At 41.7% G+C, this 15,465-nt stretch carries 14 protein-coding genes; 5 read left to right on the top strand and 9 right to left on the bottom strand.

Features of this window, described 5'->3' with window-relative positions; all coding sequences use genetic code 11:
- Positions 1 to 97: 97 nt before the first annotated feature.
- The 5 genes from AC1XUO_RS20750 to AC1XUO_RS20730 are packed head-to-tail and all read right to left on the bottom strand — an operon-like array spanning position 98 to position 4,296.
- Complete coding sequence (locus AC1XUO_RS20750; RefSeq protein WP_483331687.1) at positions 98 to 1,141, bottom strand: hemin-degrading factor; 1,044 nt, start codon at positions 1,139 to 1,141, stop codon at positions 98 to 100.
- A gap of 47 nt (positions 1,142 to 1,188) precedes the next feature.
- Positions 1,189 to 1,980 (bottom strand): heme ABC transporter ATP-binding protein, encoded by a 792-nt coding sequence (locus tag AC1XUO_RS20745; protein WP_483331686.1) that lies wholly within the window; start codon positions 1,978 to 1,980, stop codon positions 1,189 to 1,191.
- Positions 1,977 to 3,089, bottom strand: a complete 1,113-nt coding sequence (locus AC1XUO_RS20740; protein ID WP_483331685.1) for a FecCD family ABC transporter permease — start codon at positions 3,087 to 3,089, stop codon at positions 1,977 to 1,979. The genes AC1XUO_RS20745 and AC1XUO_RS20740 overlap by 4 nt, the downstream gene beginning before the upstream one ends.
- Positions 3,089 to 3,937, bottom strand: a complete 849-nt coding sequence (locus tag AC1XUO_RS20735; RefSeq protein ID WP_483331684.1) for a heme/hemin ABC transporter substrate-binding protein — start codon at positions 3,935 to 3,937, stop codon at positions 3,089 to 3,091. The genes AC1XUO_RS20740 and AC1XUO_RS20735 overlap by 1 nt, the downstream gene beginning before the upstream one ends.
- An 8-nt stretch (positions 3,938 to 3,945) precedes the next feature.
- Entirely contained in the window at positions 3,946 to 4,296 is a 351-nt protein-coding gene (locus AC1XUO_RS20730) for a DUF6686 family protein (RefSeq protein WP_483331683.1), read from the bottom strand.
- A gap of 247 nt (positions 4,297 to 4,543) precedes the next feature.
- On the opposite strand from AC1XUO_RS20730, the gene AC1XUO_RS20725 reads away from it, so the two are divergent.
- Positions 4,544 to 5,809, top strand: a complete 1,266-nt coding sequence (locus AC1XUO_RS20725) for a cation:dicarboxylate symporter family transporter (RefSeq protein WP_483331682.1) — start codon at positions 4,544 to 4,546, stop codon at positions 5,807 to 5,809.
- Between the two features lie 95 nt (positions 5,810 to 5,904).
- Here the strand turns inward: AC1XUO_RS20725 and AC1XUO_RS20720 are convergent, their stop codons facing one another.
- From AC1XUO_RS20720 to AC1XUO_RS20705, 4 genes are read right to left on the bottom strand one after another with little or no spacing between them, the layout of a single operon-like run.
- Positions 5,905 to 8,697 carry a CHAT domain-containing protein gene (locus AC1XUO_RS20720; RefSeq protein ID WP_483331681.1) on the bottom strand — a complete coding sequence of 931 codons (2,793 nt, stop codon included), beginning with the start codon at positions 8,695 to 8,697 and terminating at the stop codon, positions 5,905 to 5,907.
- Complete coding sequence (locus tag AC1XUO_RS20715) at positions 8,675 to 10,366, bottom strand: S8 family serine peptidase (RefSeq protein WP_483331680.1); 1,692 nt, start codon at positions 10,364 to 10,366, stop codon at positions 8,675 to 8,677. The genes AC1XUO_RS20720 and AC1XUO_RS20715 overlap by 23 nt, the downstream gene beginning before the upstream one ends.
- Positions 10,367 to 10,402: 36 nt before the next feature.
- Complete coding sequence (locus tag AC1XUO_RS20710; RefSeq protein ID WP_483331679.1) at positions 10,403 to 11,122, bottom strand: hypothetical protein; 720 nt, start codon at positions 11,120 to 11,122, stop codon at positions 10,403 to 10,405.
- Between the two features lie 18 nt (positions 11,123 to 11,140).
- Positions 11,141 to 11,737: an RNA polymerase sigma factor gene (locus AC1XUO_RS20705; RefSeq protein ID WP_483331678.1), complete on the bottom strand. Its 597-nt coding sequence runs from the start codon at positions 11,735 to 11,737 to the stop codon at positions 11,141 to 11,143.
- 262 nt (positions 11,738 to 11,999) lie between these two features.
- Between AC1XUO_RS20705 and AC1XUO_RS20700 the strand changes: the two genes are divergently transcribed.
- From AC1XUO_RS20700 to AC1XUO_RS20685, 4 genes are read left to right on the top strand one after another with little or no spacing between them, the layout of a single operon-like run.
- A complete protein-coding gene (locus AC1XUO_RS20700) occupies positions 12,000 to 12,275 on the top strand; it encodes a hypothetical protein (RefSeq protein WP_483331677.1) in 276 nt (91 codons plus the stop codon).
- On the top strand, positions 12,275 to 13,138 hold the full coding sequence (locus AC1XUO_RS20695; protein WP_483331676.1) for an MbnB/TglH/ChrH family RiPP precursor modification enzyme: 864 nt from the start codon (positions 12,275 to 12,277) through the stop codon (positions 13,136 to 13,138). Before AC1XUO_RS20700 ends, AC1XUO_RS20695 begins: the two co-directional genes overlap by 1 nt.
- Entirely contained in the window at positions 13,113 to 13,691 is a 579-nt protein-coding gene (locus AC1XUO_RS20690; protein ID WP_483331675.1) for a hypothetical protein, read from the top strand. The genes AC1XUO_RS20695 and AC1XUO_RS20690 overlap by 26 nt, the downstream gene beginning before the upstream one ends.
- A 20-nt stretch (positions 13,692 to 13,711) precedes the next feature.
- Positions 13,712 to 15,442 carry a M3 family oligoendopeptidase gene (locus AC1XUO_RS20685; protein ID WP_483331674.1) on the top strand — a complete coding sequence of 577 codons (1,731 nt, stop codon included), beginning with the start codon at positions 13,712 to 13,714 and terminating at the stop codon, positions 15,440 to 15,442.
- The last annotated feature ends 23 nt before the right edge of the window (positions 15,443 to 15,465 follow it).

The raw sequence follows: 15,465 nt of genomic DNA, 5'->3' as shown, positions 1-15,465 counted from the left end.
CCCAGAATCGATATAAAAAAGGACTGTCCCGAAACGAGACAGCCCATTTAAATCACTATGGCGAAATTATATATTGTCTTTAATATTGTTTAAACTCTTATTTTTTGATGACCGCTTTTTCAACCAGCTCTTGCCACGCAGCAAGTTCCGGTGAACCTGGTTTACGTTTTCCAAAAAACTGATTAAACATAACACCTTCTTTATCAATCAGTTCAATACCCGTAACAATCCCGTCTTCTGTTGGTTTTCTAACAACCCACGCTTCATCGATTGCATCTTCACGCAGATGCAGGTTGAAGGCCGGATCCATAATATTCAGCCAGGGACCCATAACGAATATCTTGTTGATCGGTCCGGTATGGATTTGAATACAGTTTGGATTTGATACAAAAACCATAATCGGCAATGCTGTTTCCGAAGCGGCATCAAAAACAGCTTTCATACTTTCGGGTTTGATCTGATAAGCATATCCTTCCGGCGCATGGCGAAGTGCTTCTTTTCTTGATAATTTGTATTTACGTAAAAGTCCGAAAAACTCATGCGTATCTTTCAAATTCAACCATTCTGACTGAAATGCTGCTGTGTCAATGTCACCGGCCGGCTCCTCCGCTTTTTTCTCTGGCTTCGTGGCCGTTAATGCCATTCCGTCCTGATCTGCTGCACGGTATTTTTCTACCAAAGCGTCATAGGCTTCTTTGTTGCTTTGCTCAGTCAGGTAAATTTTATGTGCCGCATCACCGAAACTATTGAAAAACTGCAAGCTGTAACGATCTCCCTCATGAACCGCAAAACCAAACTTCCAGTCGCCAAGAAATAGTCGCAGGTCAATATCCGGACCTAAAACCAAACCGACATGATTATTGAAAGACACATTTTCATAAACACCCTTGCGCTCATGTACCACGTGGTCATTACGCGTAAGTGCCATCACATAACCCAGCGATTGAATTTCTTTTAGTAATTCACGAAAATCTCCTTCGAGCAAAATTATATTGTCACCAAGCCCAGTGGCCAGCAAATCTGCCTCCGTTGTATCCAATTCCCTTGCCGCGTCACGAATGCGTGTCTTAGGATTTTGGACTTTAAATTCTGCCCAGCTTTCTTTCAGGGCCGCACGGTTAGACGCTACTAATGTCTTCATAGTGAATGGTTATTTGATACGGAGATATTTATTTTATTCGAATTTATTTAAATCATAACAACAGGACTGCCCTCAGGAATGATCACCGGGAAGGGCGTATCATCCGGCTGGATTATTCTGACCGAAACACCAAAAGCATCCCGGATATGGTCACCTGTAAGAACTTCGGCAGGTGTTCCGATCGCAAACATTTTACCATTTTTCAACATCAAAATACGGTCTGCATATTGCAGGGCAAAATTCAGATCATGAACCACTGCAATAACTCCATACCCTTTTTGCGTCATTTCTCTGGCGAGCTGAAAGGTTTCATACTGGTGTAGCAAATCCATTCCGGAAGTAGGTTCGTCCAGCAAAATAAGCCCTTCTTTCACTTCCCAGATCTGTGCCAAAGTTCTGGCTAACTGAACTCTCTGTTGTTCACCTCCCGAAAGCGTCGGGTATAACCTGTCTTTAAAATGGATAATTCCTACTTTTCGCAGACAATGATCAACGATTGACAAATCCCGCTGCGACGGCTTGGAGTCATAAAAAGGATAACGGCCCATCAGAACGATTTCATGTACAGTAAAGGAAAGCGTGATGACATTTTGCTGCGCCAGTACTGCTCTTTTTTGCGCCAGTTCTCTTAAATTATACCTTTTTAAATCTTTCCCCCGGAGAGAAATTTTACCGGTTGTTGGCGATAATTCTTTGGCCAAAAGTTTCATCAATGTCGATTTCCCGGCACCGTTCGCGCCAACAATCGCCCAAAACTCACCCGGCTTTGCCTCGAAACTGATATTCTCCAAAAGAGACTTATTCTTCACCGCAAACTGAATATTCTCAACCTTCATCATACACGGCTGCGTTTTTGATTCCAAAGAAGATAAAGGAAAAATGGAGTGCCTAAAATGGCAGTGAGGATACCAATCGGGAGTTCTGCCGGAGCAACAATCGTTCTTGAAATCGTATCGGCCAGCGTCAGCACGATCGCCCCGCCAAAGGCAGAACCTACAAGAAGATATCTGTTATCTGGCCCGAAAACACTTCGAATAATGTGCGGGACCACCAGTCCGACAAACCCTATTGTTCCAGCTACGGCCACCGAAGAACCGACAGCGAGCGTTGCCAATATGATAACCGACCGTTTTAAAATCTTCATATTTACCCCCAAATGAGCGGCCTGGCTTTCGCCTAAAACCAGAAGATTCAGAGATTTTGCTAGGTAAGGCATAAATATAATGCTGATACCTACAAACGGAGCAACAGCAATAACAGTCGTCCAGTTTGCTCCGCCCAGACTACCCAGCGTCCAGAAAGTTATTGTTCTCAATTGTTCATCCGTTGCCAGATAAGTCATAAGACCGGTCAGCGCGCCGACAAAAGCGTTGATCGCAATGCCACATAAGAGCATCGTCGTCACGCCACCATCGCCTGTCATTTTGGAAAGCTGATAAACGATCAGTGTTGTCAGCGCCGCACCGACAAAAGCTGCGAAAGAAAGTGTATAGGCACCGGCATATTCATTGATAATTCCGAAAACTTTTATGTTGATCATGATCACAATCACCGCAAAAAGCGAGGCACCGGAAGTAACCCCAATCAATGTCGCGTCTGCAATCGGATTTCGAAACAGACCTTGCAAAGCGGCTCCGGCGATGCCTAAACCCGCTCCTACCAATATTCCCAGACAAACTCTCGGCAGACGGATCACCCAGAAAACGATTGATTTTTGCTCTTCCAAAACCGGCGTCTCAATAAGGCCAATTTTATTGGCAACAATTCCTGCTATCTCAGCATAAGAGATTTGTAATGCCCCTGTGCTCACGGAAAATAATCCGCAAACCAGTAACGCAACACCCAAGATCAGGATAACCCAACCCGGCGAAACCGGCTTTTTAAAATCCTGACCTGCTTTTTGAGATACTTTGGTCTCTTCTTTAGTTATCGTTTCTTCTACAAACATTACCTGACCTTTTGCGCTAGTTCCAAAGCAGCCTTTCCCAAACGCGGACCAAAGCCGGTAAGATACTGGCCATCCATTGACACAATTTTTCTATTTTTCCCTGCATTAGTATACGCAATACCGGGCACTTTCAACAATCCATCGATTCCATCAACACTTTCCAAACCACTTGAAAATAAAACAAGCACGTCGGGATTTGCAGCCAGTAGTGATTCGGAAGTTAAGGGCTTGAAATCTGTAAAATCTGTTACTGCATTTTTATGGCCGATTAAGGAGAACATTTTGTCCAGCGATGTATTTTTTCCTGAAACCATTAAAGTCCCTGTTCCTCTCGCATAGATGAAAAGCAGTTTTTTGGGAGCAGCTGTTTTTGGAAGTTTTGCCATATCCGACTTTAAAGATTTAATCATTTTTTCAGCCTGCGGTTTGGCATTAAAATACGCTCCCATCTCCCGTATCAGATTAATTGTGCCCTCCTCAGAAAATTCCTGTTTAAAGGTGACAACCTTTTTTCCGGTACTATTCAACTGTTTAAGCACATTTGCAGACATCATGCTCTGATCGCTCGTAACGATCACATCCGGGTTTAACGCTAAAACTCCCTCTGCTGAAATGCTTCTGTTATGTCCTACTTTCGGCAACTTTTCCAGCGAGGCTGGATAAGTACTCGTAACATCCACCCCCACAATTTGTGATTCCAGACCTAAACCAACCAGAATTTCGCTCAAAGTCCCACTAACTGAAACGATACGCTGGGGTTTCGCCGCAATACCCAGCTTAGGATCTAGCAGCAGAAAAAAGCTGAGAACCAACACAGAAATCACTTTGGATAAAGTTGTTGTACGCATGATTGTATTCATTCTTTTTTACGTGAAAATATCTGGTCGATCTCTAATGCAAGCAGCGTTTCCTGAAAAAGTCCTTTTATCTCTTCGACTTCCTCATCATTGAACGAGAGCATAAAATTCGGGATGGGCGATGGCAAAAGATGGTTTCTGCCATGCGGCAAAGCAGTGTTCATCGTGTGAAATTGATGCTCGTCGTAGAGGACTGAATGAAATCCGTTCAGGCCATCTTCCGAAAAAATGAAAAGCGCATTCCCAAATACAAAATTGTAATGATCGCAGCAGCGGCACTGACCTATATAACCGTTTTTCGACTGACTTAAAATCCGCAATGACGAATAATCGTGCGAGGAATTATGCATAAGTAGCTTGAATTAAGTGCCCTGAGATCTTTTAAATAGTTCGGAAATCTATTTTGTCAAAAGTTTATGCTGACAAATATACAATTTTATTTAGACCAAGTATAAACAATAATAAAAAAATAGTTTTCTGTCCCTTCTACTTATTGAAAAGTGCTTTTATATCGTATCTTGACTACCATCCGAAATCTTTTGAATCGCCGCAACGAAAGTTTTTCCCGTAACTCTTAATTCCTAAACATTCGTAAAATTGAAGAAGCTATTTACCAACCTGACATTCTGGGTTCTTACTGCCATTACTGCCGGGGCGTTGCTGGGTCATTATGATCCTGAAACCGCAGTAAAAATGGATGTCCTGGGCAAAGGTTTTATCTCAATCGTCAAATTATTCATCAATCCCATCATTTTCCTGACCATCACCCTGGGGATTATTGGCATGGGTGATTTGAAAAAAGTCGGTAAGGTTGGTGCAAAAGCACTTCTTTATTTCGAAGTTGTAACAACCATGGCACTTATCGTTGGCGTAATCGTCGCCAATATTCTTCGGCCCGGCGATGGCGTGGTGACTACAAATCTTCAAAAAGGTGATATCTCGGCGTATGCCTCCAAAGTGCATGATTTCAGCTGGCTTCAATTTTTTCTGGATAATGTCACTTTGCAGGTTCTCGTTGCTTCGCTGGTTCTGGGTACCGTTCTGAGCAAATATTCGGGTAAGGATCTAATCATAAAATGGCTCAGTTATGCTTCCAAATACGTTTTTAGAGCTCTGCATATTGTAATGATTTTCGCTCCGATCGGTGCTTTCGGAGGAATGGCGTTCACAATTGGAAAATACGGAATACATACTTTACTACCATTGGCAAAACTGATGGGAACGGTTTATCTGACCATGGCCATTTTCATTTTCGGTGTTTTAGGATTAATCCTTCGCTCGTACAAAATCAGTATGTGGGGTTATCTGAAATATATTCGTGAAGAGTTGCTTATCGTTTTAGGAACCTCTTCGTCTGAGGCTGCTCTCCCATCTGTCATGGAAAAACTGGAACGTATGGGATGTTCAAAACCTGTTGTAGGATTAGTGATTCCGGCGGGTTATTCATTCAATCTGGATGGAACAACCATATATCTTTCCATGGCCACGATTTTTTTGGCGCAGGTATTTAATGTTCATTTGACAGCAGGACAAATCCTTTCTGTTATTGGTATTTTGATGGTTACCTCCAAAGGAGCGGCCGGCGTTACGGGCAGTGGATTTGTCGTGCTTGCTTCCACGTTGACAGCCATAAAAGTTATCCCACTGGAAGGTCTGGCCTTATTACTAGGCGTTGACCGCTTCATGTCAGAAGCGCGTGCGATCACCAACATTATCGGGAACGGTGTGGCGACGATCTGGCTGGCTAACAATGAGAAAGAGTTCGATCGCGACAAAATGAATTATGCTTTCGCAAATGTTAGAGAAACGGAGAATATTGTAACGGACAATTTGACGGATGTTACACAAGAGGCTGGTAAATAACCAGTTAAAAGTGTCAGGCTGTGAAATGCATTTGCTTTCGGCACATCCGCAATTGACCAAACAGGCTATTCAAGCCATAATGCAATACGCGGCTGTTAATTGGTAAATGAACCAGTTACTTTGCTGCTTACAGACCTTTGTCGCCTCTTGCGTAACATAACAGGAATCAACACAACTATTGCAAGACTAAAAATGTAAATACCAACCTGGCCAATTCCTGTTTCAACCGGCTCGGTATTGCCAACCAATACCATTCCTGCCCAGGAATACGGCAACTGATCGCTTTTCGAAGCCGTATTCAGCCATTCGATCTGAGCTTTCTGTAATGCCAAATCCAAAGGAAGCCCTTTATCCAACTGCTTGTAGAACAATTCAGTCAACTCATAAATAGCTTTATTTTCTACACTCCATAAGGTTGTGAGCGTTGAGGGGATACCGATACCAGCAAAACCTCTTGCAAGACTAAAAACGCCTTCACCTTTTTGGTTTTTCCCGACACCGGTACGGCAGGCTGACAAAACCATTAATTGCGTTTTTGATAGTACAGAAGACGGAAGTTCTGATAGCCTCAACGTCGAGTCAGCAAAATACAAGGTTGGCTCAATATCAGAACTATCTGCGCTTGCGTGGGTCAAAAGCTGTATAATTTTATAATCTGAGAGCTCCTCCAAAAAAGCTTTACGGGACGCATTTGCTTCGGTGAGCATTTTAGGGAAATAGAAATGTTCGCTGATCGCCTTCAAAGAAATTTCTGATCCGGGCAAAGATGCTTGTTTAAGTTTTGGCGAAAAGGTAACCGGAGCAATACCTAAAAATGTATTTGTCGAAGGTAAAGCACTTTTCTGCCGTGTCGTTTTAGTCAGAAATCCCGCAGAATATGTATAGCTAAACGCATATTTCCGAACCAAAAACTCCGGCTTGGAAGGGGAAAAACTTAAACTCTCGAACGGCAAAAAATTACCATCAGGAGAAATGATGATGCGATCTGCCTCAACAGCAAAAGGTGAAAATAATAGTTGATACAACTTGTTCGAAACCGCCAGATAACTTCCAAATTCTTTGTTTTGCTTTTGTCTGCTACCTAATAGGTTTTGAAACTCTTGTGTATACTGCAAATATTCTTTAATACTTATTCGTTTTAAAATGCTTTTATTCAAGCTAATACCCAAACCATATACAGCACTATCACCTACGAAATAAGAAATAAAAGTCTGACCTTCGGGGATTACCTTCGTTCTTAAATCCTTCAAGTCCGGCACCCGGTTATTGTATTTATAAGCGTAATACTGCGGGTTGTGCTTTTCCAACTGTTGGATAAATGTTTGCTGTTCATCCTGCGCGTTGAACAATTCACTTCTGATAGTGGCATATTCTTTCGAATCAGACTTCGTTTCGCTTAACTTAATTTGAAGATTTGCCAGTTTTTGTTTGATCAATTTTTCTTTTTCCGCGTCCTTTTCAGTCAACTGCTGGTTTGCTCCAAGCTCGTTCAATTGGTCATTAAGCAAAACCGTCCTGCTCTTTTCGAAGAAATGAAAAGCATTAACAGGATCATTTAATAAATAACAAGTCTCAATGGCATTTTCATACATCCTTTTTGTATTGTCCCTCCAAAAAAGTTTCGATACTTTTCCAGTATGTTCCCAACGCATGTAGTCAATCATTGTATCTGCCAACATGTACGTTTTGAGCGCATATTTCAATTCTTTCTTCGATGTGTTTTTATCTTTTGCATAGCTTAATAATATATTTCCCTTATCCATCACCATGGTAAGTAAATATTCCTTTCTGGCTGCAATCTTCATTAATGAAGCAGGTGGATTATTTGATCTTGAGCCTGATGAAGTAAGATTTAATAATAAAAACGCCTTATCAAAATAGCTCAGTGCCTTAGTCCATTCCTTCTTCTTTGACACCGCCATAGCAATATCATAATTGACGAGTGCCTTATGGTATGGATCAATCTGTACAGGTAACGATTTGTTATAATACTCTGTGGCATTGTCATATTGTCCGGCCGAGAAATACATATAACCCATGTTTGTGTATAAATAAACCGGGACTTTCTGCTTCTGAAGCTCACAAAGGCGTATAACTTTATTGTAAAAATGAATTGCTGAATCTAACTTATTGATCGAACTATAATTTGTTGCCAAATATTCATAAGTACTGATTTGCTCATTAGGACGGTTCAATTTTTTTGCTAACGCTATCGCTCCATACGCAATAGCGTTAGACTCTTTGTATCGTTTTAATTTATGGAAAGAGTAAACTTTTTCTATCGACAATTCAAGTGCCGCAAACGAATCTTGCATACCATTTGCCAGTAAAATACCTTTTTCCAATGCAATAAGTGCTTTTTCATAATCACCCGACGAATTGTTGATGTAGGCCAGTTTGAGGTAGCTTTTTACCTGAAAGTTCCGATGACTATTATCCGTTTTTGATCTTACAATAGCTTCAAATATTGACTCGGCTTTTATATATTCGTTGGCATACAAATAACATTCTCCAATCAAAAACTGCACCTTGGGTTTAGAACTTATCCTGGTGTCTCCCTGAGGTTTCGAAAAAACAGCATTCGCCATTTCGTAAAAATTCAAAGCCTCCTTTTTACGATTAGTCCACGAATTGACAACTCCCCGGCGCTGCAAAAGCAGACCGAAAATTGAGTCCGGCTTCGCACCGCAGGCTTTCCATTGATTATACCAATCAGTCAAAAGTTTGTCCTGCGCTGCCAAGCCGGAGTCGTCGATATTCGGATCAAGCGGCTGACTTACATTGAGCCATATTTTTGTAAAATCAGGGCATTGAGCAACTACTTGCCCGGTAAAGAGCAATATTAATACAGAAAAAAAAATCGAGTTAAATTCGTTCTTTTTCCTCATCGACATCAGAGGTTATAAAACAACCGTTTCTTACATATTTACTCAGATTATTACTACGCGAAATAAACACGTTACCTCCTAAAAATTCGGTTTTACCTTCCGATACATGATTGGAACGCACCAATTTTCCGATCGCATAGGCCGTTGCGTATGACGTACCTCTTATTACATGGTCTACTCGTCTCAATGGCTCGGGAAAAGAGCCGTCGCGACCAGCTGTAATTGCCACGTCGACATATTTTTTTGAATAATTTTCATATGGCTGAATTTCAAATAACTTCGATCCGTCATTTGAATCAATTCTTCTAGTGAACAAAGCCGTCGTTACCGTAAGAACCTTCTCGAATCCCAAACTATAACAAGCCGGATAATGCTCCGCATCAGATTTTTTAGTCAATTCGTGCGGTCTGAAATTATCCTCAAAGTCACCGCTGTTTCCTGCAGCGGCGACAAACCAGATTTTCCTTTTTTCAAACTTGTACATATATGTGGTGAACTCTGCAACTTCAGTTCCATAAAACCCCCAGCTTGCATTGATGATTTCCACCTCCGGATGATAAAGTACGTAGTCAAAAGCGCAAAAAATGTCAAACAGCAAGCCAATACCCCGATAATCATGTGTTTTTAAAATCATTAACCGCACGTCCACATTTTTCTCATAGTCACATCGATCAGTTTTTGTATACCTTTGGCATTGTTGCGCCAAAATTGCCGCAATACGTGTTCCGTGTTTGTGGGTAGCATCATCATCAAAAGGATTATTGTGCTGGGAAGGCTTCAATAAACTACCGGTCCCCACGAAATTCCAGCCTATTAAGTCTTTTTGTAGTGGGAGAGAGATTTCTTCTTCGTTAAACCACAACGGGCAGTTGGGTTCAGGAAATGCCGACATGGTCCAGTCATATCGAAGATCTATTCCGGTATCCAGGATTGCGACTATTGGAGAGTTTGTGTGAGTTTCATTATGCTCTTTGGCTTTTCCTAACCAAAATTCTGTAAGAGGCACGCAGTGGTCCACAGCCAAATGTGTATAAACCCCTTCCGAGAAATTTTCTATGTTTCTTGTAGAGCCATCACTTGTTCTTGTAGGATCATGCGCCTGAACACCGCCATAACTTGTTCTGGTCGGATCGTGCGCTTGTGGCAAGGAATCCGAAGTTGTCGTTACTATGTTACAACCAATGGTCTCAAATTCAATATCTTCATCGCGATTTTTCCAACTCCCACTCTTGAACTTGTGAAGATCTATTCCTTGTAGCAATAGCAACCCCGGACGCCATAGACTCTGTCCTATAACTACAACTTCAATACCTAAAAGTTCTATTCTCTCTTCTCTTTTTTCCTCTATTGTCCTAAGTCTTTCTTCTTCCTCTGTTTTACTTTCTACTTCGTCCTTTATTTTACTTTCTATTTCTTCCTGTTTCTCCTCTTCTCTTTTACTGGCGTCATCTAGTTTCGTACCTTTTGGAAAAAGCCTAATAATATCTCCAACTTTTAGAGAAGTATTTTCTATGCCATTTGTGGAAGCTTTGAATATTTGTTGATTTGCGACAACGACCCGTCGCTCATCTTCCGGGTCAAGGATATAGTGGTTTCTGTCACGCTCGAAACTGTTGAGATATGACAATAGGCTTGTGGGAACAGCGGCTCTTAAAGGTTTTGCACTCATGATTTGGGGATGGGGTTAAATTTAAGTATGCATTTGTTATTTTACCCACTTCACAGCCTCCTCCTTTCCGTCCAAGTTACTATCAATTACCTCCTCCAACAAGCTGTCCGCCAATTTCTTATCTAACGGCAAACCTCGCTGAATATGAGCAATCGCTTCATAAAACTTTCCCGGATTTGAGAACAGATTTTCTTGTTCTCCAAGCTGATGAAAGTAGGTAATCGCTTTGTCGTAATTTTTAAGTTTAAGGGAAACAATCCCTGCAAGTTTTTGTGCCTCGGCGTTTTCAGGATCCCGTTTCAAAATAACTTCCACCTGATTTTCGGCATTGCCATATTCACCGTTATTGTAGGCATTAATAGCTCGCTGCAAGCTATCAGCCTCAGCATCCATCTGCACACTCAGCGTTGAAAAGTTTTTTTCGACGTATGCGCTCGCCAACAATTCTCTGTCCTGAGTTCCTGATTTCAGGAAAAACCAGCCAAGTCCCAAAGCAATCAGGATGACTGCCGCAGAAGCATAATAAATCAATTGTCTGGTCATTGTTTTTGTTTCAACAACACCTAATTTTTGCCATGCTGCATGCCGCTCCATGAGCTCTTTTTCGCGGGTATTCTGTTTTGCAACATCCTGTGTTACCAAATAAAACGCAACAGATTCGGCCAGTTCAGGACTTGATTTCAAATCTTCCTCAAACTTTTTCCGCTCCAGCTCTGGGAGCTGCTGCTTAAAATAATCGTCTATTCGCTCTTCCATAATCTGATTTGTTCGCCACTAATCATTTTTACCCCCTTTGTACAAATCGCGCAACTTTTCAAGACATCTTAGGCGACTTGTCTTCACCACGGCTGCCGACTGATAACCCATCTCAACAGCAATCTCCTGATCCATATATCCTTCACCCCAGGCTTTGATCATTTGCTGACATTTCTCGCCGAGTTCACGTAACCGGTTATGTAAAAGTTCTATATCATACTGATCGATAAGTCTCTGCACAATGCCACGTGATTCGTCGGGGAGCATATTGACATAATCGTCCAATGTTTCGCCATGATGAATCTGTTGACGATTAGTCGCATTTTTACGCAGCAGGTCAACACATTTGTTAGAAAAGATCTGATTTAAATACGTTTTTAATGAAGAATGCCCCTTGAAGTTCCCGTTTTGAATGTTTTCTATAACCGTAAGGATCGTATCGGAATAAACCATCGAGCATTCATCATGCGAAAGCTTATGTTTCCACTCACCTCCGCGGATCAGATACATATATTTTTCGTAAAGGCGATTTTCAGAAAAGCGGCGTTGGCCGTTGTCGGATAAAATCCCCTCAATCAGATCATCATCAGAGAACTTTTTTTGAAAGAATGGCATAGTGCTAGGCGGATACTTGATGGAAATATACGTAAAATCAAGTGTTTTTAACAACTATGTATCAGCAGTTTAAGGATTATAAAAATGTTTCTATTCAACAGATAAAAAAAATTCTAAAATCATGTTACCAAAATAGCTTTCGCCGACGACTAAGCTTCTACATTATCGCTTCCCAGCCTTTCCGGCCAGTGTGCAATAATGTTGGGGTAAGGCAATTTCCTTTTAAACATTGCCAGATTTTATCTGTTAAACTCTTACTATTATGGTAGATCAAGCAATTACCAGCAAACTGACAGCCAGTAAAACAACACTGGCCGTTAAGGTTCGTCCGTCCGTGACCAAAGATCAGATCAACGAAATTTTGGAAAGAATTTACAAAGAAAGCGGATGTGCCGCCTGTGGACTAGGTGGACGGGACCTCTTCATTGGAATCGATGATATCCTGATCGATCGTGAGCGATTCGGTAGAGCATTAAAACTGGAATCCGTCGTCGATTTCAAAATTCTGAATGGTATCGAGGTCAACCAACCATTCTGATGAAACGGATCAAGATTGGAACTACTTATGAAGGAGGCCGTCCCGATTTTCTGGAAAAACTTCTTTCCGTTGTAGACTACCTCGAATTCAGTCCCGATTCTCTGGCCACTTCTCGAAAAGGAGTGGCCAGTATTAATCCTGAAAAGCTTGAAGAACTAAAAAGAGTTAATGACAAAATTGACCTTCTGGTTCATGGCGTCGGTTTATCAATCGGCTCTTACGACGGTGTTTCGAAAAACTATCTGAATCTTCTGGACGAACTTTTTAGAAATCTTGACTTAAAATGGCATAGCGAGCACCTGGCTTATATGTATGTTGACGGCGTAAATCTGGGCACCATGGTCACGTTACCCCGAAATGCTGAAACACTTGATATGGTATGCGATCGTGTTGATAAAATTCAGGATCGTTACAACATTCCCTTTTTGCTGGAAAATGTGGTCAGCCTTATTCCGGAATATCATAGTAATTATTCACATGCAGATTTTCTGAACAGAATTTGTGAACGTACAGGATGTGGTCTGATTCTCGACATATACAATCTGGAATGTGATGCCTTTAATCATGGATTGAATATCGAATTATTCCTTAATGAGCTGAATTTCAATCATATCAAAGAATTTCATATCGCCAGTGGTTTTATGGACAGCGGCTTCATGACAGACATCCACGCCGGGCTTACGAGCGATGCCACCCTTGACTTAACCCACCAGGTTATAGAACGCTACCAACCACAAAACCTGGAAGCGATCACCTATGAATTACTTGACGAGTTTGTTGACCGCGTCGGGCAAGAAGCCATTCTAAATGAACTTAAAAAATTAAAAGTTCTGTTTTATGAAAAATCACCTGCCACTTGCTGATCTTCAAAAGAAGATACTTGGTCTTGTAAAAGACAATTATTTGCCGGAATGTGGGGATGAAGCTTATTTTCACTCTGTAGCGAAATCACCAAATCTACAACTCGTTCGCGCGATTGCATTATGGTGGCGCCAAAATCATCTGGAACGATACTGCTTTTTCACTTCCCGGTTTCTAAAAGCTACCGGGCAAATGGAAACGACCACTGCACGATACTTTCAGGCCAACAATCACTCCTCGTTTATCGAAGAAATCGGTCCGCACTTTTTGTCCTGGCTTTCGAAAAACACAATTGGTCTCACCTCAATTATTGCCCGCTTTGAGCTGGGAATGATCGCCATCAACAGAAATGAAGTTTATGAGGACGAATTCGTATGGCCTTGCGATCCGTTTTCAATTATATACGGACTAGTTCAAAATGATTTATCCAACCAATCAATTCAGTCCGGCACATTTTCCATGACACTTTCTGATAAAATAATCGGGTCATTTGAAGTGGAAGAAATTACGTCCATTTCACTTTCAGGCAATTCCCCCTTACCTTTGAAGATATAATTATCACAATCAAAGGAAAGATGATAAATCAGGAAACTAGCACATTGGCCCGGTCTGAACGGGTTTTTATAGGAGAAGAATTTGATCTGAAAAGCTGGGGCGATCTTCAGCCGTTTTATGATAATCTAAAAGCCCGGGAAATAAATTCTGTTTCAGACCTGCGTCAGTGGTTTTTAGACCGGAGTGAACTTGAATCATATTTGTCAGAAAATTTTGCATGGAGATATATCCGCCAGACTTGTGATACTGCAAACACAGGCTTGATCAACGCGTTGCAGTTTTTCATTACAGAAATTCAGCCAAAACTTGCAGAATATGGAAATGAGTTGGATAAAAAAGCTGTGGAAAGTAAATACCTGAACGAGCTGACAGATCAGGGGTTTTCGATTACAATTCGTGGTATGAAAAAAGCCATTGAATTATTCCGCGAAGAGAATATTCCGCTGCAAACGGAAATGCAAACCGAAGAACGGCGTTACGGTGCCATTGCAGGTGCTATGACGGTCACGCTCGATGGCGAAGAAATGACTTTGCAAAAAGCATCAGACCGCCTGCAGTCCACGGACAGAGCAGTTCGTGAAGAGGCTTGGCACGCAGTAGCGGAAAGACGTTACCAGGATCATGAAGCGCTGGATGAATTATTAAATAAATTGGTAACCCTGCGGGATCAGGTTGGAAAAAACGCTGGATTTGATAATTATCGCGACTATATGTTCGCGGCAATGGGCCGTTTTGATTACACGCCACAAGATTGCTTTAACTTTCACGCCTCGGTGAAAGAAGCCGTTGCGCCGTTGTTAAATGATATGGCCAATAACCGGAAAAGTGCTTTAAAAGTTGACCAACTTCGTCCATGGGATACGAAAGTTGACCCAAAAGGGCTGGCTCCATTGAAACCATTTAACAGTGGTGAAGAGTTGCTTGATAAAACAATCCGTTGTTTCAGCCGTCTTGATCCATTTCTTGGGAAGTGCCTCCAGATCATGAAAAACATGAAACATCTGGATCTGGAATCAAGGAAAGGAAAAGCGCCGGGCGGCTATAATTATCCATTGGAAGAAATCGGAGTTCCGTTTATTTTCATGAACGCGACATCCAACCTTCGCGATATGATCACTTTGCTGCATGAAGGCGGCCATGCTGTTCACTCGCTGGTTACGCGGGATCTTGCCCTAAATTCATTCAAGCATACGCCATCAGAAGTTGCTGAACTGGCTTCTATGTCGATGGAGCTTATTACGATGGATTTTTGGGATGAATTTTTTGATAACGAAAACGACCTTCGCCGGGCAAAAATCCAGCATCTGGAATCTATCATAGAAACCCTTCCCTGGGTTGCGACCGTTGATAAATTCCAGCACTGGATGTATGAAAACCCGACGCATACCGCTGACGAACGAACCGATGCCTGGGTAAGAATTTACCAAGAATTTACGGATGAAGTATTGGACTGGTCAGGGCTGGAATCATTCCGGAAATATTTATGGCAGCGTCAGCTTCATATTTATGAAGTTCCATTTTACTATATAGAATACGGTATTGCACAATTAGGCGCGATCGGTGTTTGGAAAAACTACCGCGAAAATCCGGAAGAAGGCCTGAAAGGATATCTTGATGCGCTCAAACTAGGTTACACTGCGCCAATTACTGAAATATATGCAGCGGCAAATATTCCGTTTGATTTTTCCAGGGAATACATCACCGAACTCATGCAATTTGTGCGTAATGAGTTAGAACGATTAAAAATTTGATAATTCATTTCCGAACCATTTGG

This window comes from Dyadobacter sp. HNCC25DJ186 (assembly GCF_056895235.1).
This window is presented reverse-complemented; position numbering and strand designations above follow the sequence as displayed.

Bases quoted from the DNA above. Each gene is read 5' to 3' on its own strand.
- AC1XUO_RS20720 (WP_483331681.1), bottom strand. From the start codon at position 8,697: ATGAGGAAAAAGAACGAATTTAACTCGATTTTTTTTTCTGTATTAATA.
- AC1XUO_RS20735 (WP_483331684.1), bottom strand. From the start codon at position 3,937: ATGCGTACAACAACTTTATCCAAAGTGATTTCTGTGTTGGTTCTCAGC.
- AC1XUO_RS20695 (WP_483331676.1), top strand. From the start codon at position 12,275: ATGAAACGGATCAAGATTGGAACTACTTATGAAGGAGGCCGTCCCGAT.
- AC1XUO_RS20750 (WP_483331687.1), bottom strand. From the start codon at position 1,141: ATGAAGACATTAGTAGCGTCTAACCGTGCGGCCCTGAAAGAAAGCTGG.
- AC1XUO_RS20685 (WP_483331674.1), top strand. From the start codon at position 13,712: ATGATAAATCAGGAAACTAGCACATTGGCCCGGTCTGAACGGGTTTTT.
- AC1XUO_RS20690 (WP_483331675.1), top strand. From the start codon at position 13,113: ATGAAAAATCACCTGCCACTTGCTGATCTTCAAAAGAAGATACTTGGT.
- AC1XUO_RS20710 (WP_483331679.1), bottom strand. From the start codon at position 11,122: ATGGAAGAGCGAATAGACGATTATTTTAAGCAGCAGCTCCCAGAGCTG.
- AC1XUO_RS20715 (WP_483331680.1), bottom strand. From the start codon at position 10,366: ATGAGTGCAAAACCTTTAAGAGCCGCTGTTCCCACAAGCCTATTGTCA.
- AC1XUO_RS20730 (WP_483331683.1), bottom strand. From the start codon at position 4,296: ATGCATAATTCCTCGCACGATTATTCGTCATTGCGGATTTTAAGTCAG.
- AC1XUO_RS20705 (WP_483331678.1), bottom strand. From the start codon at position 11,737: ATGCCATTCTTTCAAAAAAAGTTCTCTGATGATGATCTGATTGAGGGG.
- AC1XUO_RS20700 (WP_483331677.1), top strand. From the start codon at position 12,000: ATGGTAGATCAAGCAATTACCAGCAAACTGACAGCCAGTAAAACAACA.
- AC1XUO_RS20745 (WP_483331686.1), bottom strand. From the start codon at position 1,980: ATGATGAAGGTTGAGAATATTCAGTTTGCGGTGAAGAATAAGTCTCTT.
- AC1XUO_RS20740 (WP_483331685.1), bottom strand. From the start codon at position 3,089: ATGTTTGTAGAAGAAACGATAACTAAAGAAGAGACCAAAGTATCTCAA.